Origin of the sequence: Thiocystis violacea (assembly GCF_016583565.1) — a bacterium.
GTDB classification, from domain to species: Bacteria; Pseudomonadota; Gammaproteobacteria; order Chromatiales; family Chromatiaceae; genus Thiorhodococcus; species Thiorhodococcus violaceus_A.
In genome coordinates this window covers 108,221-130,581 of sequence record NZ_NRRF01000008.1, presented here as the reverse complement: position 1 = coordinate 130,581, position 22,361 = coordinate 108,221, and the positions used below count along the sequence as shown (strand labels likewise).

The 22,361-nt window shown below is 65.9% G+C and carries 18 protein-coding genes and 1 other RNA gene; 15 read left to right on the top strand and 4 right to left on the bottom strand.

Annotated elements, in window-relative coordinates; all coding sequences use genetic code 11:
* Nucleotides 1-464 precede the first annotated feature (464 nt).
* Complete coding sequence (locus CKO23_RS05600) at nucleotides 465-1,004, top strand: RNA pyrophosphohydrolase (protein WP_200328906.1); 540 nt, start codon at nucleotides 465-467, stop codon at nucleotides 1,002-1,004.
* A 186-nt stretch (nucleotides 1,005-1,190) separates the two neighbouring features.
* Nucleotides 1,191-3,452, top strand: coding sequence for a phosphoenolpyruvate--protein phosphotransferase (ptsP, locus tag CKO23_RS05595; RefSeq protein WP_200328938.1), 2,262 nt, complete (start codon nucleotides 1,191-1,193; stop codon nucleotides 3,450-3,452).
* A 106-nt stretch (nucleotides 3,453-3,558) separates the two neighbouring features.
* Here ptsP and CKO23_RS05590 read toward each other — a convergent pair whose 3' ends face one another.
* Genes CKO23_RS05590 through CKO23_RS05575 form a run of 4 tightly spaced genes read right to left on the bottom strand, consistent with a single transcriptional unit; the run spans nucleotide 3,559 to nucleotide 7,844 of the window.
* A complete protein-coding gene (locus CKO23_RS05590; RefSeq protein WP_200328904.1) occupies nucleotides 3,559-4,980 on the bottom strand; it encodes an FAD-binding oxidoreductase in 1,422 nt (473 codons plus the stop codon).
* On the bottom strand, nucleotides 4,964-5,626 hold the full coding sequence (locus CKO23_RS05585; protein ID WP_200328902.1) for a BON domain-containing protein: 663 nt from the start codon (nucleotides 5,624-5,626) through the stop codon (nucleotides 4,964-4,966). The genes CKO23_RS05590 and CKO23_RS05585 overlap by 17 nt, the downstream gene beginning before the upstream one ends.
* Entirely contained in the window at nucleotides 5,616-6,002 is a 387-nt protein-coding gene (locus CKO23_RS05580) for a YraN family protein (protein ID WP_200328900.1), read from the bottom strand. Before CKO23_RS05580 ends, CKO23_RS05585 begins: the two co-directional genes overlap by 11 nt.
* Nucleotides 6,003-6,041: 39 nt before the next feature.
* Nucleotides 6,042-7,844: a penicillin-binding protein activator gene (locus CKO23_RS05575; protein ID WP_200328898.1), complete on the bottom strand. Its 1,803-nt coding sequence runs from the start codon at nucleotides 7,842-7,844 to the stop codon at nucleotides 6,042-6,044.
* A 37-nt stretch (nucleotides 7,845-7,881) separates the two neighbouring features.
* On the opposite strand from CKO23_RS05575, the gene rsmI reads away from it, so the two are divergent.
* The 13 genes from rsmI to murC all read left to right on the top strand — a co-directional run bounded on the left by rsmI (nucleotide 7,882) and on the right by murC (nucleotide 22,195).
* Nucleotides 7,882-8,742, top strand: a complete 861-nt coding sequence (gene rsmI / locus CKO23_RS05570) for a 16S rRNA (cytidine(1402)-2'-O)-methyltransferase (protein ID WP_200328896.1) — start codon at nucleotides 7,882-7,884, stop codon at nucleotides 8,740-8,742.
* Nucleotides 8,743-8,946: 204 nt separating this feature from the next.
* An RNA gene (gene rnpB / locus CKO23_RS05565) (RNase P RNA component class A) lies at nucleotides 8,947-9,315 on the top strand.
* 301 nt (nucleotides 9,316-9,616) lie between these two features.
* Entirely contained in the window at nucleotides 9,617-10,072 is a 456-nt protein-coding gene (mraZ, locus tag CKO23_RS05560) for a division/cell wall cluster transcriptional repressor MraZ (protein WP_200328894.1), read from the top strand.
* Between the two features lie 51 nt (nucleotides 10,073-10,123).
* The gene (gene rsmH / locus CKO23_RS05555) at nucleotides 10,124-11,044 is read left to right on the top strand and encodes a 16S rRNA (cytosine(1402)-N(4))-methyltransferase RsmH (protein WP_200328936.1); all 921 of its coding nucleotides are present in this window, start codon (nucleotides 10,124-10,126) and stop codon (nucleotides 11,042-11,044) included.
* Nucleotides 11,041-11,331: a cell division protein FtsL gene (gene ftsL, locus CKO23_RS05550; RefSeq protein ID WP_200328892.1), complete on the top strand. Its 291-nt coding sequence runs from the start codon at nucleotides 11,041-11,043 to the stop codon at nucleotides 11,329-11,331. Before rsmH ends, ftsL begins: the two co-directional genes overlap by 4 nt.
* Nucleotides 11,318-13,084 carry a peptidoglycan D,D-transpeptidase FtsI family protein gene (locus CKO23_RS05545; protein ID WP_200328890.1) on the top strand — a complete coding sequence of 589 codons (1,767 nt, stop codon included), beginning with the start codon at nucleotides 11,318-11,320 and terminating at the stop codon, nucleotides 13,082-13,084. The genes ftsL and CKO23_RS05545 overlap by 14 nt, the downstream gene beginning before the upstream one ends.
* Nucleotides 13,081-14,625, top strand: coding sequence for a Mur ligase family protein (locus CKO23_RS05540; protein ID WP_200328889.1), 1,545 nt, complete (start codon nucleotides 13,081-13,083; stop codon nucleotides 14,623-14,625). Before CKO23_RS05545 ends, CKO23_RS05540 begins: the two co-directional genes overlap by 4 nt.
* Nucleotides 14,625-15,983, top strand: coding sequence for a UDP-N-acetylmuramoyl-tripeptide--D-alanyl-D-alanine ligase (locus CKO23_RS05535; RefSeq protein ID WP_200328887.1), 1,359 nt, complete (start codon nucleotides 14,625-14,627; stop codon nucleotides 15,981-15,983). The genes CKO23_RS05540 and CKO23_RS05535 overlap by 1 nt, the downstream gene beginning before the upstream one ends.
* Nucleotides 15,984-17,066, top strand: a complete 1,083-nt coding sequence (gene mraY, locus CKO23_RS05530) for a phospho-N-acetylmuramoyl-pentapeptide-transferase (RefSeq protein WP_200328885.1) — start codon at nucleotides 15,984-15,986, stop codon at nucleotides 17,064-17,066.
* Nucleotides 17,067-17,074: 8 nt separating this feature from the next.
* On the top strand, nucleotides 17,075-18,454 hold the full coding sequence (murD, locus tag CKO23_RS05525) for a UDP-N-acetylmuramoyl-L-alanine--D-glutamate ligase (protein WP_200328934.1): 1,380 nt from the start codon (nucleotides 17,075-17,077) through the stop codon (nucleotides 18,452-18,454).
* The gene (gene ftsW, locus CKO23_RS05520; protein ID WP_200328883.1) at nucleotides 18,451-19,647 is read left to right on the top strand and encodes a putative lipid II flippase FtsW; all 1,197 of its coding nucleotides are present in this window, start codon (nucleotides 18,451-18,453) and stop codon (nucleotides 19,645-19,647) included. The genes murD and ftsW overlap by 4 nt, the downstream gene beginning before the upstream one ends.
* Nucleotides 19,632-20,768: an undecaprenyldiphospho-muramoylpentapeptide beta-N-acetylglucosaminyltransferase gene (murG, locus tag CKO23_RS05515; protein ID WP_200328881.1), complete on the top strand. Its 1,137-nt coding sequence runs from the start codon at nucleotides 19,632-19,634 to the stop codon at nucleotides 20,766-20,768. The genes ftsW and murG overlap by 16 nt, the downstream gene beginning before the upstream one ends.
* Entirely contained in the window at nucleotides 20,765-22,195 is a 1,431-nt protein-coding gene (gene murC / locus CKO23_RS05510; RefSeq protein WP_200328879.1) for a UDP-N-acetylmuramate--L-alanine ligase, read from the top strand. Before murG ends, murC begins: the two co-directional genes overlap by 4 nt.
* The last annotated feature ends 166 nt before the right edge of the window (nucleotides 22,196-22,361 follow it).

Genomic DNA, 22,361 nt, shown 5'->3' with positions numbered 1-22,361 from the left:
GGCGTGGCGGTCATGGCTGCATGGCGTATGCCTCCGCCGATGAGGCGGGGTGGCGACGCCATTTAGACTTTATTGTCCGTCCATCAATTGCTTCCCGGTTTCTGGTCACGCAGCTCCAGCTGCGTGACCCATGCGATGAAGCTCCGCTTCACGAAGCGTCGGCGCAGCCTGAGGATTCATGAAGCAGAGCTTCGTCTCGCGGGTGCCGAAGCAGGAGCTTCGTCACCAGAGTCAGATCGGGAAGTAGAAGATCGACGGCGCCTTAGACTGCTCGCGCATGGCTTGCCCTCGCTTCAATCCCCCGCTGGGCTCAAAGCCCTTCCTGGGTTGCGCCGGCCTTGTCCGCGAGTTGCTGGAGCGCGACCAAGCCGTTGATTGGAAATCGCTTATATGGGGTCTCGCTTGCCGGCGATGAGGGGTCTATGGAAAAATGGCGCAGGACATGCGTATGGGACACGAATCTTTTGATCGACCACGACGGCTTTCGACCCAATGTCGGCATCATCCTGAGCAATCAGGACCGCCGCCTATTCTGGGGGCGTCGCGTCGGCCAGAACGCTTGGCAGTTCCCCCAAGGCGGCATCAATCCCAACGAAACGCCCGAAGAGGCCATGTTCCGCGAGTTGGAGGAAGAGGTCGGCCTGACATTCGGGCAGGTCACGATTCTGGGCTCGACGCGGGGTTGGCTACGCTATCACCTGCCCAAGCGTTACATCCGTCGCCATTGCGGCCCCACCTGTATCGGTCAGAAGCAGGTTTGGTTCATGCTCCGGGTGGACTGCGGCGAAGACGCCTTCTGCCTCGACCATACCGACAAGCCGGAGTTCGACGCCTGGCGCTGGGTTCGCTATTGGCAGCCGCTGTACGAGGTGGTTTACTTCAAGCGCCACGTCTATCAGCAAGCGCTCGAGGAGCTGGCGCCGGCACTGTACCCTGAGGGTGTTCCCGACCGGGGTCAGGCGTATCAAGGGGCCGCCAGACTGATGCGCCAAAGGTATCCTTGACGGCGCTGGTATCGCCACTCCCCCTGTCTGCGGCGAGACTGTCTGCGTCCTCGCCCTGACTCCCCCTATTGCGGACGCCTGCCCGAGCCGTTGATGCCGACCCAACATCCAGAGCCCGATACACTTCAGCTAGGCCCCAGCTTGTCCGACCTTCACCCCACTCCTGGAGATAGCGTCTCGCTCGGCATGCTCGAGTCGCTTCGGCGCATCGTCCAGGAGGTCAACAATGCCCCGGACCTGGAGCAGGCGCTGACGATCATCGTGCGCCGCGTCAAGCAGGCCGTGAATGCCGACGTCTGCTCGGTCTATCTCAATGACTTCGAGAACCGGCGCCACGTCCTGCACGCGACGGAGGGGCTGCGGCAGGACGCCGTTGGGCGTGTCCGCCTGGAGCTGGGACGGGGCCTCATCGGTCTGGTGAGCGAGCGCGCCGAGCCCATCAACCTCGACAATGCCGCGACCCACCCGAGGTACGAGTGCATCATCGATACGGGCGAGGAGCGCTATCACGGTTTTCTCGGCGCGCCCATCATCCAGAATCGCAAGGTGCTGGGCGTGCTGGTGCTGCGCCAGCGCCGACGCCGGCATTTCGCCGAGGATGAGGTCACCTTCGTCATGACCCTGGCCTCGCAGCTCGCGGGTGCCATCACCTATGCGCGAACCAGCGGTGAGCTTGCCCGGCTCCAGCACGACGGGATTCCGCAGCGCTTCCTGCCGGGGCTCGCCGCCTCGCCTGGGATCGGCATCGGGGTGGCCGTGGTGGTCTATCCGGCGGCGGATCTGGACGCCGTGCCCGATCGGCGCTCCGACGAAGCCGAGGCGGAGACGGCCGATTTTCGCCGCGCGGTCCAGAAGGTCGCGAGCGACCTCGACCGGTTCGCCGCGCGGACCCAGGCACATCTGAGCGCGGAGGACATGGCGCTCTTCGACGCCTGGCGTCTGATGCTCGAGAGCGACACCCTGATCGACGGCACGCTCACGCGGATCCGCGCCGGCAATTGGGCGCCCGGGGCGTTGCGCGACACCATTGCGGAGCATGCCAGGGTCTTCGACAACATGGACGACGCCTATCTGCGCGAGCGTGCGTCCGACGTTCGTGATCTCGGTCGCTGCATCCTCATGCACCTGCAGAACCAGACCGCGGCACCCATCCAGTATCCGCCGCAGACCATCCTCGTGGGCGAGGAGATCAGCGCCATGCAGATCGCGGACGTGCCGCGCGAGAAGCTCATGGGGATGGTCTCGACCACGGGCTCGGGCTCCTCGCACGTAGGGATCCTGGCGCGCGGTATGGGTGTGCCGGCGGCCATGGGCGTTTCCGACTTGCCGGTCGGCCGCGTGGAAGGCCGCGAGATGGTCGTGGATGGCTACCGCGGCCGTGTCTATGTCTCGCCGGGTCCGGCCGTGCGCTCCGAGTACCAGCGGCTCGCGGCGGACGACGAGGCGCTGTCGGCCGAGCTTCAGGCGCTGCGCCACCTGCCCGCCGAGACGACGGACGGCTATCTGATCCCGCTCTATCTGAACACCGGCCTGGTCTCCGAGACGCGTCCGCTCGGCATCGAGGAGTCCGCCGGCGTCGGCCTCTATCGCACCGAACTGCCCTTCATCGTGCGCGACAGTTTTCCGGGCGAAGGCGCCCAGATGGCGAACTATCGCCGCGTCCTGGAGCTCTTCGCGCCGCGCCCGGTCACCATCCGCACGCTCGACATCGGCGGCGACAAGCCCTTGCCCTATTTCCCGATGCACGAGGCCAATCCCTTCCTCGGCTGGCGCGGGATCCGCATCACCCTGGACCACCCCGAGATCTTCCTGACGCAGGTGCGCGCCATCCTGCGCGCCGCGATCGGGCTCGACAACCTGCAGCTGCTGCTGCCAATGGTGAGCACGGTCACCGAAGTCGACGATGCCATGCAGCTCATCCGTCGCGCGCATGACGAGCTGCTCGAAGAGGGCTATCAGGTGCGCATGCCCCCGGTCGGGGTGATGATCGAGGTGCCCGCCGCGGTCTATCAGGCCGAGGCGCTGGCGCGCCGGGTCGATTTCCTCTCGGTGGGCACCAATGACCTGACCCAGTATCTGCTTGCCGTGGATCGCAACAATCCGCACGTCGCCAAGCTCTATAACGAGTATCACCCGGCGGTGCTCAGGGCACTGCTCCAGATCCTGACGGGCGCCAGGCTGCATGGTAAGGAGGTCAGTGTCTGCGGGGAAATGGCCGGCGATCCTCTGGCGACCTTCCTGCTGCTCGGGATGGGTGTGCACAGTCTGAGCATGGGTGCGGGGAGTCTGCTGCGGGTCAAGAAAGTGATCCGCAGCATTAGCAAGGCGCGGGCACGTGAGGTGCTCAAGGTGGCCTTGCAGTGCGAGGAGCCCAGCGCCGTGCGCCGGCTGCTTCTGGATGCGCTCGAAACCGTGGGTCTGGGCGCGCTGGTGCGGCCTGGCCGATAGCCTTCCGAGGCGTTGCCTCAAGTCGACGCACTCGCTTTGCCTGGTCCCATCGCCACTTGGGTCACCTGCCGAGCCCTGGAGGGGATTCCGCGGCTTTACCTCATCTTCAAGGATTATTGAGGGCCGCGGGTCCGGGCTCGGGCAGCGACTTGCCCGGGTTGAGGATCCCGCTGGGGTCGAAGCAGTCCTTGATCTGTCGCATCAGCCGCAATGCCACCGGATCCAGCTCGCGGTGGACGAAATCGCGCTTTTCCAGCCCGACGCCATGCTCGCCCGAAAGTGTCCCGCCCAGTCGCAGGACCAGGGAGAAGACGGCATCCAGGCATTCGGCTGCCCGCGCGACCTCGCCGGCGTCGTCCGGGTTGATCAACAAGTTGACGTGAATGTTGCCATTGCCCGCATGCCCGAAGTTGACGATGCGGATACCGGTTTCCCTTGAGAGCCGCTCAAGGCTGTCGATGAACTCGCCCATGCGCGAGACGGGTACCACCACATCCTCATTGATCTTCTTCGGCGCGATATGTCTCAAGGCGGGTGAGAGTGCCTTGCGGGTCTTCCAAAGGGCCGCCACCTCTTCCGCGCTCTCAGCGAGTCGCAGCTCCAGCAATCCCTCGCATTGGGCGGCTGTGGCAATCGCCGACTGCGCCTCGTGAATGCAGGCCGCGGGTCCGTCGACCGCGATCATGAGCAGTGCGCCGGCTCCCGCCGGCAAATCGAGCCCCGCGTAGTTGCTGACCATGTCGATGGCCGAGGCGTCCATGAACTCCAGGGCGCAGGGTGTCACCGGCTGGGCCATGATGGACGACACGGCTTGGGCCGCGGCGTGGATGTTGGCGTAGGTGGCGCGCAGGGTGCGTTTCGCCTCGGGCAGCGGGGTCAACTTGAGGGTGGCCTCGGTGATCAGGGCCAGGGTTCCCTCGGAGCCGATGATGAGCCGCGTGAGGTCGTAGCCGACGACACCCTTGGTGGTCTGGACGCCGGTGTAGAAGACCTCGCCGGCACCGCTCACCGCGCGCAGGCCCAGTGTGTTGTCGCGTGGCGTCCCGTACTTGACCGCGCGCGGTCCGGCCGAGTTGTAGGCCAGATTGCCGCCGATGGTGCAGACGGCGGCGCTCGTGGGATCGGGTGGCCAGAAGAAGCCCACGGCCTCGACGGCCTTCTGGAGTCTGGCATTGATGACGCCCGGCTGGACGACGGCGAGACGATCGCCTGGGGCGATGCGCAGGATGCTGTCCATCCGCTCGAAGGAGAGCACGACCCCGCCCCGATCGGGCACCGTGGCGCCCGTGGTCCCCGTGCCCAGTCCGCGTGCGGTCAGGGCGGTTCCAGCCTGGGCACAGAGCGCGACCAGCGACTGGATTTGCGCCTCGCTCTCGGCGAAGACGACGGCTTGCGGCAGGGCGTGACGTCTGCTGTTGTCGTACCCGTAGGGCCAGCAGTCTGCGGGCTCCGTGAGGAGGCGGTCGCGGCCCGCGATCCGCCTCAGTGATGCGCGAAAGCCCGCGCTCAGCTCAGGCGCCGGAGGCATTGTATTCGAAGAGTTTGACGACTTGCTTGACGCCTGGGACGTAGCTGATCTGCTCGGCGGCGGCGTCGGCTTCCTCTGGCGTGACCAACCCCATGAGATAGACGACGGCATTCTCGGTGACGACCTTGACGCGCGTCGGATTGAAACCGGGCAGCTCGACCTTGGCCAGCGCCAGCTTGGCGCGCGAGGTGATGAGTGTGTCCGCAGACTCTTGGGTCAGCGTGATCGAGGGTCCGATGCTGACCTCATCGACCACGCGCCCGACCTTCGACAGGCGACTGACGAGTGCGCTCGCCCGCTCGGCCACTGCCTCCGATTCGGCCTGGCCGGTGAGCAGGACTGTGTGGTTGTAGCTGGTCACGGAGATCCGCGAGCCAGCCTGGACGCTGCGATCCTGCGCCAGTGCATGCATCGCCGAGAGTTCGATCTGCCCGTCGTCGATGACGATCTGATAGTGGCGCCGGTCATAGACCGCCGATGCGCCGGCGACGGCGCCCCCCAGGATGATGGGCGCGCAGCCCGTGAGCACCGCTGAGATCCCCAGCGCGACGGCTAGGGCGAGCGGTGCGCCTTTGGATGTGTCGAGGGTGAAGGGTTGGAGGCGAGTGTCGGCGGCGGCGATGAGGCCGGCCGGTCTAAACGGCATCGAGGACGAAGGCATTGCGGATCCACTGGACTTGGTCGTCTCCCGTAATGGCGACGACATCGAAACGGCAGGGTCGGGAGGTTGGATTGTATTGGAGGTAGTGCCCGGCCGTCTTGATCAGTCTCCGCTGTTTGCGCACATCGACGGTCTCCGCGGCACTGCCATGCTGCGCCGAGCGCCGATAGCGAACCTCGACGAACACCAGAACCCCGCCGTCGCGCATGACGAGATCGATCTCGCCGAAGCGGCAGCGGTGATTCCGTGCGATCAACTCGAGCCGCTTGCCGAGCAGGAAGCGCTCGGCCAGACGCTCCTTTTCCTGGCCGACGGATTGGGCGCTAGGGGATGGTTTACGCGGCTTGAGGTCGGATGGCATCCTTGTGTGGACTCCGATCCGCGATCCGGGTTCCCTCGCTTAGGGGCGCTTCTCACTCAGGCCGCCGTCCAGCGAATCCGCCGCCTGAGGTCCGCCCTTGGTGAAGCGCCCGAGTTCGAGCTGGCGGGTCACGCGCCCGAGTGAATCGATCGAGAGTCCGCCTGTCTGCCCGGGGTAGTAGGCGCCGGGGCTCTTGGCGAGGCTCGTCAGTCGCGGTGTCACGCGGTAGGCGTCGATACCCATGGCGTAGAGGCGGGCGAGTGGTCCAGAGGCCGCGCTGGAGCCGCGGCGCGAGAGCGGTCCGCTGTTCGTGTTGTCGAGCATCCAGGGGATGTCGACGAAGTAGAGTCCGACCAGGGCCTGATCGGCGGCTTCGCCGGGGTTGCCCGTATAGACGTGCGAGGTCGAGATGACGGGCAGGGGTTTGTCGGTCGCCGCGAGGATCTGCGGGTAGATCTTGCGTGCCATCTTCGCGGTCGCCACCAGGAACAGCATGTCGGCGTCCTTACCCTTGAGTAGACTCCCGAGTGTCTTGTCGTAGCTCGACCAGGATGGGTCGAAGCTCGCCTGTCCAGTCACGGTGCCGCCCAGGTTGCTCCACTGACGACGAAATGCACTTGCCAGGCGCTCGCCCCAGGCGTCTTTCGGGTAGAGCACAAGTGCGCGCTTGGCGCCCATGGCGGCGGCCTTGCTCGCAACCTCGGCCGCTTCGTTCTCCGGGGAAAGGGAGAACTGGAAGAGATTCGTCACCTGCGTGGATCGGGTGGCCTCGTTCAGTGCGAGGGTCGGCACCGCGAGGCTGCGCTTGGATAGCAGCGCATCGACCGAGGACTTTTCCAGCGGGCCGATGACGTAGTCGACGCCCTTGCGCGTTGTGGCAGAGGAGCTGCTGCTGAAATCCAGCGCGGGCCGTTGTCCGCCGGAGTCCGCGCGGCTTGCCGCCTCGATGCCGTCTTGGATCACCTTGGCCGCCGCGGCGAAGCGCCCGGAGCGCGGCAAGACCACGACGACCTTGTCGCTGGCCTGGTAACCGCCCGTCAGGGTGTCCGCGTAGGCGCGCCCGAGAGTGGCGAGTGCGGGATGGCCGCCATGGCGCTGCTTCCATTGCTGGTACTGAGTATCCAGCTGCTTGGGATCCGCGCCATGCTGTCTGGCGATGAGTGAAATCTCCGCCCAGCCCTTCATGCGACCGCTGCCTTGGTGGCTCAGCGTCTGCAGCTGCGTCTGGCTGATGCCGCTCAAGGTCGAGACCAGTGAGAGCTGGTTGACCAGCCGCGCGTTGTTGTCCTCCAGCAGTCCGTCGAGCTCGTCGAGTGTCCTTGCGGCGGCCACCGGGTCATTGCTCAGACGTTGGGCCGACGCTAGGGTACCGAGTCGTTTGGCCTTGAGGTCCTTCGGCAGGCCGCGCGTCTGCATGCGCTCGAGGGCGGTGATGGCGTCTTTTGGCCGGTCCGTGATCAGCGCCAGATCGGCTTGAGTCAGCAGCAGGATCTCGCGCTGACCCGCCGTCAAGCTCGGCTGTGCAATGGCGTCCATGGTGCGTCCGGCCTGCGACGTTTGGCCTGCGGCGAGGTAGGCTTGCGCGGCCTTGATCTGCAGCTGTGCCTGCGCCGGTGGCTGGGCCTTGGTGGCCAGATCCAGATAGACCTTCGCGGCATCGGCTGACTTGCCTTGTGTCTCCAGCGCCTTGGCGCGATTCAACTCGGCGCTTGAGACTGGCGCGAGTATCGTGGCCTCGTCCTGGACCTGCGTCATGGCGCAGCCGGACAGAAGGGCGACGGCCAGGCTGGCGGCGAGGAGCGGGGCGAAGTAAGAGCGGCGTGGGGCTTGATGCTTGGTCATGATTCCGTTCCGTAACTGAGGCCGAAGAGGGCAGAAGATGCAGCAGAACGCTGGGGTACTATACGTGGTCGCCACGCCGATCGGCAATCTTGGCGACATGTCGGAGCGCGCGCGTAAGGTCTTGAGCGAGGTGGACTTGGTCGCCGCGGAAGACACGCGCGAGACCCTCCGGCTGCTTGGTCACTTTGGGATCACGGCCAAGCTGGTCGCCTATCACGACCACAACGAGACGGCCATGGCTGTGCGCCTTCTCGAGGAGTTGGAGGCCGGGCGCAGCGTCGGTCTGGTGTCCGACGCCGGGACGCCGCTCATCAGCGATCCCGGCTACCGAGTCGTCGCCGCGGCGCGTGAGCGTGGCCTCCGGGTGGTGCCGATTCCCGGCGCGAGCGCGCTCATCTGCGCCCTATCCGCCTCGGGCCTGCCGAGCGACCGTTTTCTCTTTCTGGGTTTTCCGCCGAGAAGCGCGGCCCAACAACGTGTTTTGTTCGAATCTGTCGTCAAGGAGCCTGGCACCCTGATTTTCTACGAAAGCGGGCGGCGGGTGCTTGCGACTCTCGAGACGATCGGGGCGATCTTGGGGGGCGCTCGGCTTGTCGTCATCGGGCGCGAGCTCACCAAGAAGTTCGAGACCTTTCTGCTCGGGTCTCCTAGTGAGCTGATTCGTCGGCTCGAAGGCGACGACGATCAGCGGCTCGGTGAACTGGTGGTTCTGGTTCAGGGCTGTCCGAGCGCGGAGGACGATGCGCAACGCGGAGAGTGGGAGCGCGTGCTGCGCATCCTCTGCGAGGCCCTGCCTCTGAGTCAGGCGGCGGCGCTCGCGGCCCGCCTGACCGGGGGCAAGAAGAACCAACTCTATCGACTCGGACTCGAGCTTGGGCTCGGCGACCAGGCCAGTTGACTGCGTCGGGCTCGCCGAGTGTGAGACTCGGGATCGCCTCGGCCTCGCGCTGCCTCGGTGCTGGAGGCCCGCTGGGGCGGTTCGCTGTCAATCCGATCGCACGCCTCAAGCCACCTTGAAACCCAACTGCCAACTGCCAACCCACCGACATGCCTGAAGTCGCTAAAGACAGCGCCTCTGCATCTGGGCTATCATTCTCGGCTAGGAGTTGGCCAGGCAGCCGCTCCTTCCCGTGCGGGAAGGGGAGGAAAGTCCGGGCTCCATAGGGCAGGGTGCCAGGTAACGCCTGGGGGGCGCAAGTCCACGGAAAGTGCCACAGAAAAGATACCGCCGCTCGTCGTCTCGATGGGCGGTAAGGGTGAAATGGTGCGGTAAGAGCGCACCGCGCTGGTGGCAACATCAGTGGCAGGGTAAACCCCACCCGGAGCAAGACCAAATAGGGGGGCTCGCGGCTTCGGCCGCAGCGCGCGGCCCGCGCGTGTCCCCGGGTAGGTCGCTTGAGGCGCACGGTGACGTGCGTCCCAGATGAATGGCTGTCCTCGACAGAACCCGGCTTATCGGCTGACTCCTAGCCTCTCGAAGCCTCTTCGCAACGCATCGTCCTCGGTGTGCTTGCGCCTCGCTATTTTCCCTGAAGTTGGCGTTTCTATATCAAGCTATTTCTTAGCTTGATCTCCCATTTGTTTGAATAAGCACCTTTTTCTTCGGGTTCTTGCTCGTTGCCAACTTTGGTCTGTAAGTTGCTGACTATCAAGAATAAAGCGCAAGGATTCCTTGACGTTGGTCCTGGCGCTCTCTAACATGCAAGAGAAGTGGGTGAGAGTGGGGAATCGGGGGGCTTTTCGCCCAGGGCGTTTCGCCAAGGGGTGCGCCGGTGTTTCGGGGGGTTTCCATTGTCAATCTGGATGCCAAGGGGCGACTCGCGATTCCTTCAAAGCATCGCGAGCGCCTGCAGGAGATGTGCGACTCCCACCTGGTCGTAACCGTCGACCGGGACCGCTGTCTTCTGCTGTATCCAGAGCCTGAATGGGAAGTCATTGAGCGCAAGTTCGCCGCACTCCCCGCTCTCGATCCCACTGCACGTTCTCTTCAGCGTCTCTACGTCGGAAATGCACAAGAAGTGGACGTCGACGCCCAGGGTCGCATCCTCCTGCCTCAGTATCTGCGTGACTTCGCATCCTTGGATAAGCGGGTCGCGTTCGTCGGGCAGGGCATCAAGTTCGAGCTCTGGGATGAGCAGGCTTGGAATGCACGCAACGAGGCCGCCCTCAACGACGCCGCGATTGGGGATCTGGCGCTGGAAGCTGGGCTTGGGTCGCTGACCTTGTGAGTGGGAGCGTCCGACGAGAAGTGTTCGATAAGCTGAGAGAACAACTGCTTGCTGCATACGTCCGTACTGTTGGAGGAGAGCGTGTCTGCCTTGGTGGTGCATCCGGACGGGATCTATGTCGACGGCACCTTTGGGCGAGGTGGGCATAGTCGCGCCATTCTCGCGCGCCTGGGTCAAGCCGGCCGGCTGATCGGTCTGGACCGCGATCCAGACGCCGTGGCAGTTGCGCGCGCGCTCGCCCGGGAAGACCCCAGATTTTCGACCTGTCAGGGCTCGTTCGGCGCCATTGGCGCCTTGTTGGGGACGCTTGGCGTCTCGCGTCGTGTTGATGGCATCCTCCTCGATCTTGGTGTCTCCTCGCCCCAGCTGGATCGAGCGGAGCGCGGTTTCAGCTTCGCGGCGAACGGTCCCTTGGACATGCGCATGGATCCGGGCTCCGGGCTGTCGGCGGCGCAATGGCTGGCTGGCGCCGAGCGCTCCGAGATCGAGAGGGTTCTGCGTGATTTCGGCGACGAACGCTTCGCGAAGCGGATTGCGCGTGCCGTCGTCGAGGCGCGCGCCGAGACACCCATCACGACGACGGCTCAGCTCGCGGAGCTGGTCGCGCGTGCCGTGCCGACCCGAGAGCCCGGCAAGCATCCAGCCACGCGGACCTTTCAGGCCCTGCGCATCCAGGTGAACGATGAGCTCGGCGAGCTGCGCGGCTGCTTGAACCAGGTCTGCGATCTGCTGGGGGATGCCGGGCGGCTGGTGGTCATCAGCTTCCATTCGCTCGAAGACCGGATCGTCAAGCGCTTCATTCGCGACGAGGCACAGGGACCCAAGATCCCCAAGGGCGTTCCCGTGCAGGCGTCGGAGACCAGGGGGCGGCTGCGCGCCATGGGCAAGCCGTTACGTCCGTCGGCGGACGAGGTGCTCGGCAACCCGAGATCCCGGAGTGCGGTCATGCGCGTGGCGGAGCGTCTCGCATGACCAGGAGCGGCCTCCTCATCCTCGCCGGACTCGCCGCGGCCGTGCTGCTCACGGCATTTGCGGTGGTTCATACCAAATACCTGACGCGAATCCACTTCGCGCAACTGCAGGACTTGCGGGCTCAGCGTGATGCCATCGATATCGAATGGAACCGTTTGCGCCTCGACGAGGCTGCGCTCTCCACACATGCTCGCGTCGAGCGCAAGGCACGGCAAGAGCTCGGTATGTTCGCCCCGCGGGTCGGCGACGTACTCTTGATCGAGGACAGTGGTCATGGCCATCCGTAATCGCCGGGTACGACAGGTCGCGCATCGCAAGTCCAAGCCGAATCTGCCGCTGCGGCGGCGGGTTCTGGCCGGGGTCTTGTCGCTGGCCTTCGCGACCCTGTCCGCCGGGGTCTTCTATCGGCAGGTCGTGCAGACCGACTTTCTCCAACGGGAAGGCGAGCTGCGCTACCTGCGCGCGGCGGAGATCGCCGCCAGGCGCGGCATGATCACGGATCGCAATGGCGAGCCGCTCGCCGTGAGCACGCCGGTGGAAACCGTCTCGGCCGATCCACGCAAGCTCATCGCTCACCTCGACTCCGTTCCCTTGCTGGCGAAGGCGTTGGACATGGACGCGGCTCAATTGAAGGAGAAGATCGAGTCGAACCGCGAGCGCGGATTCCTCTATATCAAGCGCCGTGTCAGCTTGGACGAGGCAGACGCCGTCAAGGCCGTCGTCGCCGAGCACAAAATCGGGGGCGTGGATTTCGATACGGAGTATCGCCGCTACTACCCGGGTGCCGAGTTCTTCGGTCATGTCATCGGATTTACCGACATCGAGGACCGTGGTCAGGAAGGCATCGAGCTCGCCTATGACGATGTGCTCAAGGCCCAGCCTGGATTGCATCGGGTGATTCGTGACGGGCGCAACCGCGTCGTCCAGGAGGTCGAGCAGATCACGCCGCCGCACCCCGGGAAGGATCTCACCCTTAGTCTGGACAGACGGTTGCAGTTCCTCGCCTACCGCGAACTGCAGGTGGCGGTGAAAGAGCACCGTGCGAAGGGCGGCACCGCCGTGGTGCTCGACGTCGCGACTGGCGAGATCCTGGCGATGGTCAATCAGCCGGGCTTCAATCCCAATACGGACCGCACCGGCAGCAGTGATCGGCGCCGCAACCGCGCGCTCACCGATGTCATGGAGCCCGGCTCCACGATGAAACCCCTCGTCGTGGCGGCCGCCCTCGAGAAACGCCTGATCTCGCCACGCACGTCGATCGCAACGGGGCCTGGCTTCTACAAGGTCGGTAGCAATGTGGTGCGCGACGTCCACAACTACGGCACCCTGGACGTCACGGGCGTCATCACCAAGTCGAGCAACGTCGGGGCGGTGAAGATCGCTCAGATGATGGATTACGCGGACCTCTGGGGTCTCTACGAGCAGGTCGGCTTCGGTCGTGCGACGGGCATCAGCTTTCCCGGCGAGAGTCGCGGCATCCTCAGGCACTACAGCACCTGGCGGCCGTTCGAGCATGCCACCATGGCCTTTGGCTATGGACTTTCCGTGACGGCATTGCAGCTGGCGCAGGCCTACGGTGTTCTCGCCGCCGATGGCGTCAAGCGGCCCGTCACGCTGTTCAAGCGGGATCCCACCGCGCCCGCCACATCGGCGGCGGCGACCCGGATTTTGAGCGCCGACACGGCGCGCAAGGTGCGGGCGATGATGGAAACAGTCGTGTCGGACAAGGGGACGGCCGCGAAGGCGAAAATCGCCGGCTACCGGGTCGCCGGCAAGACGGGTACGGCCAAGAAGGCCAGTCGATCGGGCTATGGCGGGCGGCGCTATCAATCCGTCTTTGCCGGTTTCGCACCAGCCGGTCAGCCGCGTCTCGTCATGGTGGTCATGATCGATGAGCCCGGTGGCAGCTCTTACTACGGCGGTACGGTCGCTGCCCCGGTCTTCCAGAAGGTCATGGAAGGGGCGTTGCGTCTCTTCAACGTGCCCCCGGACGATCCGATGCCCTCGATGCTGCTTGCCCATCGGGAGTCCGCTCAATGATGGCATTGGCGCATGCCAATCATGCCTGGCGGCTTGGCGACCTGCTCGCGGGTCTGGTCGACCTCGGCGCGGCGAGCCTGGCGGTCTTGGAGCAACACGTCTGCGACCTGACGTTGGACAGCCGCGAGGTGGTGCCAGGCGCCCTCTTTCTGGCTTGCCAGGGTACCCTGATCCATGGTCTCGCCTGTGCGGATGAGGCCAAGCGCCGCGGCGCGGTCGCGGTCTTGGCTGAGATCAGTGACGCCTGGCCCGCGGCGCAGGTCTCCGAGGTATCGGCCCGCCTCGGGTTGCCGGTGATCCCCGTCGTTCACCTGCGCGCGCACCTGGGCGCCATTGCAGACCGCTTTCATGGCTCGCCGAGCGCGCGTCTCGAGGTGCTCGCGGTCTCTGGGTCTCAGGGCAAGACCACGGTCTCGCATCTCCTGGCTCAGGCGCTGGACCAAGAGCGACCGTGCGCGATCATCGGCCCAGCCGCGAGCGGGCGCCTGGGTCAGCTGCAGTCGACGGAGCAGGACATGGCGAATGCGCTGTCGCTCCAGGCGAATCTGAGTCGTCTTCTCGGCCAGGGCGCCAGGGCGGTTACTTTGGCGCTCTCGCCAGCGGACTTCTGGGCCTCGTCGCGATCGGCACTTCGGTTGAGTCATGTGGTGTGCACGCAGGTTGCGCCCGGCACGGCGGTCTCGGCGTTCGGTGGCGTGCTCGCGGATTGGCCGGGCTTGGATTGGGCCGTCCTCAATCTCGACGATCCGGTCCAGCGTGCGATCCTCGAACGCGTACCCGCATCCGTCTGTGTGGCTGGGTATAGCCTCGATCCCAAGACGCCGATGCCTGGGCGCTGCGATCTCTTCGTGCGCACCCGCTCGGTCCAAAGCATGGCGAGCGGTTTGCGTCTCCAGGTCGAGTGCCTGAATGGCTCTGAACAGGATTCGGCCCTGCTCGAGGTCGGTTTGATCGGTCGCTTCAATGCCGCCAACGTGCTGGCCGTGCTGGCTGTCATGTGCTCCCGGGGGCTTCCGCTCGAACGGGCGGTGCGTGCGCTGGCGCGCGTGCGTGGGGTGCCGGGGCGCATGGAGTGCTTCGGCGGTGAGGGTGCGCCGCTCGTCGTTGTCGACTCGGCACGCAGCTCGGAGGCCGTGGAGAAGGCCTTGCGCAACCTGCGTCTGCATCAGTGCCGTCGCCTCATCACCGTCGTGGGCTGCGAACAAGGCCGCGACGCGGGCGAGCGTGCGCGGCTGGGCGAGGTTGTGGAGCGGTTGAGCGACGCCGTCATCCTGACCGACGACAATCCGCGCGACACCTCGGGAGACGCCATCATCTCCGGCATCCTCGCCGGCATGCAGGCGCCGGATCGCGTGCGCGTCGAGCGCCAGCGTGGCTTGGCGATCCGTATCGCCATCGCGCTCGCGGGCGTGGGAGATGCCGTGCTGGTGGCGGGCAAGGGGAGCGAGACCATCCAAGACATGGGTGACCTCAAGGTCCGCTTCAGCGACCGGGCGCAGGTCGTCGAGGCGCTGCGCGAATGGCGGGAGGGACACCACTGATGTGGACCTTGGCTCAAGCGGTCGAGAAGGCGGGCGGGACGCTGCGGGGCGCTGATGTCCCTTTCTCCAGCGTGGGCACGGACTCGCGCGTCGACTGCGCCGGGCAGCTGTTCGTCGCCCTGCGCGGCGAACGTTTCGACGGACACGACCATGTCGCCGCGGCCCAGGCCGCTGGCGCGGTCGCGGCCATGGTGGATCGCCTGCTGCCGATCGACGTGCCCCAGTGGGTGGTGAAGGACACACGCCTGGGCCTCGGGCAGCTGGCGGCCGCCTGGCGCGATCGCTTTCCCGGCAAGATCGTCGCCATCACGGGGAGCAACGGTAAGACCACGGCGAAGGAAATGGTGGCGGCCATCCTCGCCGAGGCCGGCACCGTGCGTGCCACTAAGGGCAATCTGAACAATGACCTCGGGATGCCCCTGACCTTGTTGGCCGCGCGTGAGGAGGCCTACCTGGTGCTGGAGATGGGGGCGAATCACCACGGCGAGATCGGCTACATGACCGAGATCGCCCGGCCAGACGTCGCGCTGATCACCAATGCCGGGCGGGCGCACCTGGAAGGCTTCGGCAGTCTGGAAGGGGTGGCGCGCGCCAAGGGCGAGATCGCCCGCGGCCTGGGTCGCGACGGCGTCTTCGTCGTCGATGCCGATTCGCCCTTCCTCGCGCTGTGGCGTGATCTCGCTGACGGCCGGCCCATGCGGACGTTCGGGCTGGGCCCCGCGGCGGATGTGAGAGCCGAGCCGCAATCCATCGGCGTGGACTGGGATCAGCAGGGTTTCTGCACGCGCTTCTCGGCGCGTTACGAGGGGCGGGAAAGGGCGCTGCTGCTGCGCCTCGCCGGCCGTCACAACGTCGGCAACGCCCTGGCCGCGGTGGCCGTTGCGGCGGCCTTGGGGATCCCGGAAGCCGCCATTGCCGATGGCCTGGCCGCACTCCGGCCGGTGAAGGGGCGCTTGTGTCCCCGCCGCTGCGCCGGGCTCGGCATCATCGACGACACCTACAATGCCAATCCGGACTCCATCGCCGCTGGGATCGAGGTGCTTGTCGGCCTTGGCGGTCGGCGTTGGCTCGTGATGGGCGACCTAGGCGAGCTCGGATCGGATGCCCTCGCGCTGCATGCCGAGATCGGCGCTCGGGCGCGTGCCGCAGGTGTGGATCGAATGGCGACCGTCGGGACCACGAGTGAGGAAGCCAGCCGTGCCTTTGGCGCGGGTGGCGCGCACTTCGCCGACCAGGCCGCCCTCATCAGCTATCTGAGGTCCGAGTTGGACCCGGATGACCGTGTCCTCGTCAAGGGTTCTCGCCTGGCGCGGATGGAAAACGTCGTTGAGGCGCTGTGCGCCGGAGTAGGACTCTAGATGCTGCTGTTTTTGACCGATTGGCTCGCCGAGAGCTATAGCGGATTCGATGTCTTTCGCTATCTGACCCTGCGCGCGATTCTGGGCGTTCTGACCGCGCTCCTGATCGCCTTGCTGGTCGGGCGTCCCATGATTCGCCGTTTACGCGCCTACAAGATCGGCCAGACGGTGCGCGACGATGGTCCGCAGAGCCATCTGTCCAAATCCGGGACGCCCACCATGGGGGGCGCCCTCATCCTGGTTGCCGTTGGTATCGCGACCCTGCTCTGGTCCGATCTCACCAATCACTATGTCTGGATCGTGCTCCTGACGACGCTCGCCTTTGGCGTGATCGGTCTCGTCGACGATTACAAGAAGCTCGTCCTGCGCGACCCGCGCGGCCTCATCGCCCGTTGGAAGTATTTCTGGCAGACCATCGCCGGCGCCGCCGCCGCCATAGCGCTCTATATGACCGCTGCCTCGCCGGCGGAGACGGCCTTGCTGATCCCCTACAGCAAGAACATCGCAATCCAGCTCGGCCCCTGGTTCATCCTGCTGACCTACTTCGTCATCGTCGGCGCGAGCAATGCCGTCAATCTCACGGACGGACTGGACGGCCTGGCGATCATGCCGACCGTTCTGGTCGCTGGCGCCCTGGCGATCTTCATCTATGCCGCGGGACATGCGCAGATCGCGAACTATCTGCTCATACCCCATATTCCGGCAGTCGGCGAGCTGGTCATCTTCTGTGGTGCGCTCGTGGGTGCCGGACTCGGCTTTCTCTGGTTCAACGCCTATCCGGCCCAAGTCTTCATGGGCGATGTGGGCGCCTTGGCGCTGGGCGCGGCCTTGGGCGTGGTCGCCGTCGCCGCCCGCCAGGAGTTGGTGCTCTTCATCATGGGCGGCGTCTTCGTGATGGAGACCGTCTCCGTGATGCTGCAGGTGCTGTCGTTCAAGCTCACGGGCAAGCGCATCTTTCGCATGGCGCCGCTGCATCATCATTTCGAACTCAAGGGTTGGCCCGAGCCGCGGGTCATCGTCCGCTTCTGGATCGTGACCGTGGTGCTGGTGCTCATCGGTCTGGCGAGTCTGAAGATCAGGTGATCGGCATGATGTCCCAAGCCAGCCCAAGCGCGCCGCTGCCGCCGACCATGCCCCAAGCCAAGACCTTGGTGGTGGGGCTCGGCAAGACGGGGCTGTCGTGCGTGCGCTATCTGAGGTCGCGCGGCGTGCTTGCCGCGGTGACGGATAGCCGCGAGCGTCCGCCTGGTCTGGACGCCTTGCAGGCCGACCTGCCTGAAGTCGCCGTCTTCGTCGGCGGGTTCGAGCCCGAGGTCTTCGAGGCGGCATCAGAGCTGGTGGTGAGCCCAGGCGTGCCCATCGCCGAGCCGCTCATCCAGGCGGCCATGGCGCGCGGCGTTTCCGTCATCGGCGACGTCGAGCTCTTCGTTCGCGCGGCACGCGCCCCGCTATGTGTGATCACCGGCTCGAACGGCAAGAGCACGGTCACGACGCTGGTGGGGATCATGGCGCGGCTGGCGGGCCTAAGGGCGGGCGTCGGGGGCAATCTCGGCGAGCCGGTGCTCGATCTGCTGGATGAGGCGGCAGACCTCTATGTGGTCGAGCTGTCGAGCTTCCAGCTCGAGACCACGCCCGGTCTCTGTGCCGATGTGGCGGTGGTCCTGAACGTCTCGGCGGATCACCTCGACCGTTATCCCGACCTGGCGGCCTATGCGGAGACCAAGGCGCGGATCTATCGCCGGGCGCGCGTGGCCGTCGTCAATCGCGACGACCCGCTGGTGGCGTCCATGCCGCGACTGGCCGAGCGCGAGATCGGCTTCACCCTGGGCGAACCCGCTGAGGGCGACTTCGGGCTGAGATCCATCCAGGAGCAACTCTGGCTCTGTCAGGGCGCCGAGTCCCTGATGCCAGCGGCCGAGGTGCTCATCCCTGGCCGACACAACCTGGCGAACGCCCTCGCCGCGCTGGCGCTTGCCACTGCCAGTGGGATCCCGATGCAAGCGGCGTGCGAGGCACTGCGGCGGTTCTCCGGGTTACCCCATCGTAGTCAGCTGGTCATCGAGCGCGCGGCCGTGCGTTGGTACGACGACTCCAAGGGCACCAATCCGGGGGCCACGGTTGCGGCCCTGGATGGATTGGTCCCCGCGGGCTCCTCGGGCCGAGTGGTCTTGATCGCCGGTGGTGATGGCAAGGGGGCGGATTTCACGCCACTGCGTCCGGTCTTGGCACGCGCGGCGCGGGCCGTCGTGCTCATTGGCAGGGATGCCCCCGTGATCGAGGCGGCGATTGGCGGTCTCGTCCCCGTCTGCCACGCCACGGACATGACCGACGCGGTGATCCAGGCGGCTGCGCTGGCGCAGCCTGGCGACGCGGTCCTCTTGTCACCCGCCTGCGCGAGTTTCGATATGTTCGACAACTATGAGCATCGTGGTCGGGTCTTCGCCGACGCGGTGAGGAGGCTAGGGCCATGACCGCCGCCGTCCGTTCGCGAAATCCTGGTCAGCGTCGGCGCGAGCGCGTCGCCAACCTGGATTATCCGTTGCTCGTTGGCGCGCTCGGGCTGCTGGCGTTCGGGCTGATCATGGTGTCGTCGGCCTCGATGTCGATCGCGGAACGGTGCTGCAACGATCCCTTCTTTTACACCATGCGCCACGGCCTGGCGCTCAGTCTCGCACTCGGCGCGGGCTTCATGGCCTACCAGGTGCCGACCCAGTGGTGGGAGCGTTACGGAACCTGGCTCTTTCTCGTGAGCATCGGCGTGCTGGTGCTGGTCCTGATCCCCGGCATCGGTCGGGAGGTGAATGGTGCGATCCGCTGGATCCCGCTCGGGCCGCTCAACGTGCAGCCGTCGGAATTCCTCAAGCTGTTCGCCGTCATCTACGTGTCTGGCTATCTGGTGCGCCACGCCGACAAGGTCACCGACCAGATCGCGGGTTTCATCCGGCCCATGCTGCTCGTGGGGGTCGCCGCCGCGCTCATCCTCATGCAGCCGGACTTCGGCACCACGGCCGTGATGCTGGCCACGGTGATGGGCCTGCTCTATCTGGGCGGCGTGAGCCTCATGCCCTTTGTCCTCTTGCTCGGGGTCGTCGCCTCGGGTGCGATTGCCCTGGTCGTCTTCTCGCCCTATCGCTGGGAGCGCGTGACGGCCTTTCTCGACCCTTGGAAGGATCCCTACAACTCCGGCTATCAGCTCAGCCAGGCGCTGATCGCCTTCGGCCGTGGGGAGTGGCTCGGCGTGGGGCTCGGCAACGGCATCCAGAAGCAGTTCTTTCTGCCCGAGGCGCACACGGATTTCCTCGCCTCCGTGGTCGGCGAGGAGTTCGGGTTCGTGGGCATGCTGCTCCTGATCGCGGCCTTCGCCTTCATCACCTGGCGCGCCATTTCCATCGGCGTGCGCGCGGAGGCGGTCAAGCGGCCCTTCGAGTCCTACGTGGCGCAGGGTATCGGGATCTGGCTCGGCCTCCAGTCCTTCGTCAATATCGGTGTCAACGTCGGTATCCTGCCGACCAAGGGCCTGACCCTGCCTTTCATGAGCTACGGGAGCAATAGTCTCATCGTCGGATGCATGGCGATCGCCATTCTTTTGCGCATCGATCTCCTCGTGCGTCAGCTAGAGCGCGAGGCGGGGCCTCGGCGGGGGGTACGATGGGTCCGTGCATAGGTGTGATGGCTGGCGGGACTGGCGGGCACGTGTTTCCGGCCCTCGCGGTCGCCGAGGCTCTACGCGAGCAGGGTGCGCAGGTGTTTTGGATCGGCACGCGCCGAGGGATGGAGTCGCGCCTGGTGCCTGAGCACGGCTTCGCGATGGAGTGGGTCTCCATCGAAGGGTTGCGCGGCAAGGGTGTCGGCCAGCTGCTCAAGGCGCCGTTCAAGCTTCTGGGTGCCCTTTGGCAGGCGCGCGGGATCCTGCGTCGGCGTCGCGCCGATCTGGTGCTTGGCATGGGTGGGTTCGTCTCCGGGCCAGGTGGCTTGGCCGCGCGCGCGCTTGGCCTGCCCTTGGTGATCCAGGAGCAGAATTTCGTGCCAGGCATGACCAATCAATGGCTGGCGAGGATCGCGAGCGCGGTCTTCGAGGCCTTTCCAGGAAGCTTTCCTCAGGGCCGTCGCGCGATCGCGAGCGGCAATCCGGTTCGGCAGGCGATCCTGGATCTCCCCGAGCCGTACGCGCGCTTCGCGGGTCGGACTGGTGCGCCTCGCCTCCTTGTCCTGGGGGGCTCCCTGGGTGCGCAGGTGTTGAACGAGACCGTGCCGCGGGCGCTGGCGGCCTTGCCCGCGGGGCTTCGTCCCGAGGTCAGGCACCAAGCCGGAGAGCGGACGCTCGACCTGGCCAAGGATGCCTACCGTGCGGCGGGCGTGGAGGCCGAGGTGCAGCCCTTCATCGGTGACATGGCAGAGGCTTATGCCTGGGCAGATCTGGTCGTGTGTCGCTCCGGGGCCTTGACGGTCTCCGAGCTGGCGGCGGCCGGAGTGGCCTCCATCCTGGTGCCTTACCCCTTCGCGGTGGACGACCATCAGGTTGGAAATGCCCGCTATCTTGCGGACGCTGGCGCCGCGCGTCTGGTGATCCAGCGCGATCTGACCGTCGCGGGTCTGACGACCCTGCTGATCGAGCTGCTTGGCGACCGAGCGGTTCTGCTCGCGATGGCGCAAGCGGCGCGCTCGCGCGCCCAGCCGGACGCCGCCGCGCGGATTGCTGCGGCCTGCCTGGCGCTGACGCGCGGCGGCGACGCGGCACCCGGATCGCTCGATCGCGCGGGTACCGAGGGGAGGCCCAGCGCATGAATGCCCATCGTCAGCACACCGCCGCCAGGATGGGTCGCGTCCGCCGGTTGCACTTCATCGGGATCGGTGGCGCCGGGATGAGCGGCATTGCCGAGTTGATGGCCAATCTGGACTATGAGGTGGCCGGCTCCGACCAGCGCGAGAGCCATGTGACGCGGCGGCTGCAGCGTCTGGGCGTCGAGGTGTTCATCGGGCATCGCGCCGAGCAGGTCAGCGGGGCCGATGCGGTGGTGGTCTCCACGGCCATCGATGAATCGAATCCAGAGATCCAGGCCGCGCGTGCCGCGCGCATCCCCATCGTGCGCCGTGCCGAGATGCTCGCCGAGCTGATGCGCTTCTACTATGGCGTGGCGGTGGCCGGCACCCATGGGAAGACGACCACGACGAGCCTGGTCGCCAGCATCCTCGCGGAGGGCGGGTTGGACCCAACCTTCGTGATCGGTGGTCAGCTCAACAGCGCCGGTGCGAACGCCAAGCTGGGAACGACCAAATATCTGGTGGCGGAAGCGGACGAGAGTGACGCTTCCTTCCTTTATCTGCAGCCGATGATCTCGATCGTCACCAACATCGATGCAGATCACATGCAGACCTACGAGAACGACTTCAATCGGCTGCGCAATTCCTTCATGGAGTTCCTCCATCATCTGCCTTTCTATGGTCTGGCGGTGCTCTGCGTGGATGACGAGGAGATACGGTCGCTTGTCCCCATGGTCCCGCGTCCGGTCCGGACCTATGGGACGCATCCCGAGGCCGATGTCCGTGCCACGGATATTCACCAAGCGGGGATGCGGACCTCCTTCGTGGTCCGGAGCAACGACCTGGATCAGCCGCTGGCCGTGACGGTCAACCTGCCAGGGACGCACAACGTGCTGAACGCCTTGGCGGCGATCTGCGTCGCCTTGGAACTCGGCGTGGAGGAAGAGGCCATCGGCCGAGCCTTGTCCGGCTTTCAGGGTGTCGGGCGGCGCTTCGTCGCCACGGAGATCCAGGACCACCTCGATCGTCGGCTGCTGGTCGTCGATGACTATGGTCATCATCCCCGCGAGCTGGCGGCGACCCTGGCCGCCGCCCGTGCCGGCTGGCCGGGCCGCCGCCTGGTCCTGGTCTTTCAGCCCCATCGCTACACGCGCACGCAGGAGCAGTTCGAGGACTTCGTCGAGGTGCTCTCTACACCGGATGCGCTGGTGCTCTGCGATGTCTATCCGGCGGGAGAGGCGCCCATTGCGGGGGCCGATGGACGCGCATTGAGCCGTGCCATTCGCACCCGTGGCGCGCTCGATCCGGTCTTCGCGCAAGGGCCTGATGCGGTGCCGGGCCTGCTCGCCAATTTGCTGCAGGACGGCGATATCCTGTTGGTTTCGGGTGCTGGCGACATCGGCGGTCTTGCCGCGAGACTGCCGGCCTTGTTGCAGGAGGGCATCGAATGAACCGCCTCCGCGGTCGTCCTGGGGCGAGTCCGTCATTGCCGATCAGCCGTCTTCTGATGGGTTGCGGGGAGCCGCTCGGTGCACTCGTTGGCGCCATGAGCCCGGCTGTGCGCGGCGCATCCGCGGGATCGGCGGTCAGCATGGGTTCGCGTGGCCCCCGCCCCTC

Excerpts from the sequence above, each read along its gene's own strand:
- ptsP (WP_200328938.1), top strand. The coding sequence starts at position 1,191 with ATGCTCGAGTCGCTTCGGCGCATCGTCCAGGAGGTCAACAATGCCCCG.
- CKO23_RS05590 (WP_200328904.1), bottom strand. The coding sequence starts at position 4,980 with ATGCCTCCGGCGCCTGAGCTGAGCGCGGGCTTTCGCGCATCACTGAGG.
- CKO23_RS05585 (WP_200328902.1), bottom strand. The coding sequence starts at position 5,626 with ATGCCGTTTAGACCGGCCGGCCTCATCGCCGCCGCCGACACTCGCCTC.
- CKO23_RS05580 (WP_200328900.1), bottom strand. The coding sequence starts at position 6,002 with ATGCCATCCGACCTCAAGCCGCGTAAACCATCCCCTAGCGCCCAATCC.
- CKO23_RS05575 (WP_200328898.1), bottom strand. The coding sequence starts at position 7,844 with ATGACCAAGCATCAAGCCCCACGCCGCTCTTACTTCGCCCCGCTCCTC.
- rsmI (WP_200328896.1), top strand. The coding sequence starts at position 7,882 with ATGCAGCAGAACGCTGGGGTACTATACGTGGTCGCCACGCCGATCGGC.
- ftsL (WP_200328892.1), top strand. The coding sequence starts at position 11,041 with ATGACCAGGAGCGGCCTCCTCATCCTCGCCGGACTCGCCGCGGCCGTG.
- CKO23_RS05545 (WP_200328890.1), top strand. The coding sequence starts at position 11,318 with ATGGCCATCCGTAATCGCCGGGTACGACAGGTCGCGCATCGCAAGTCC.
- CKO23_RS05540 (WP_200328889.1), top strand. The coding sequence starts at position 13,081 with ATGATGGCATTGGCGCATGCCAATCATGCCTGGCGGCTTGGCGACCTG.
- CKO23_RS05535 (WP_200328887.1), top strand. The coding sequence starts at position 14,625 with ATGTGGACCTTGGCTCAAGCGGTCGAGAAGGCGGGCGGGACGCTGCGG.
- mraY (WP_200328885.1), top strand. The coding sequence starts at position 15,984 with ATGCTGCTGTTTTTGACCGATTGGCTCGCCGAGAGCTATAGCGGATTC.
- murD (WP_200328934.1), top strand. The coding sequence starts at position 17,075 with ATGTCCCAAGCCAGCCCAAGCGCGCCGCTGCCGCCGACCATGCCCCAA.
- ftsW (WP_200328883.1), top strand. The coding sequence starts at position 18,451 with ATGACCGCCGCCGTCCGTTCGCGAAATCCTGGTCAGCGTCGGCGCGAG.
- murG (WP_200328881.1), top strand. The coding sequence starts at position 19,632 with ATGGGTCCGTGCATAGGTGTGATGGCTGGCGGGACTGGCGGGCACGTG.
- murC (WP_200328879.1), top strand. The coding sequence starts at position 20,765 with ATGAATGCCCATCGTCAGCACACCGCCGCCAGGATGGGTCGCGTCCGC.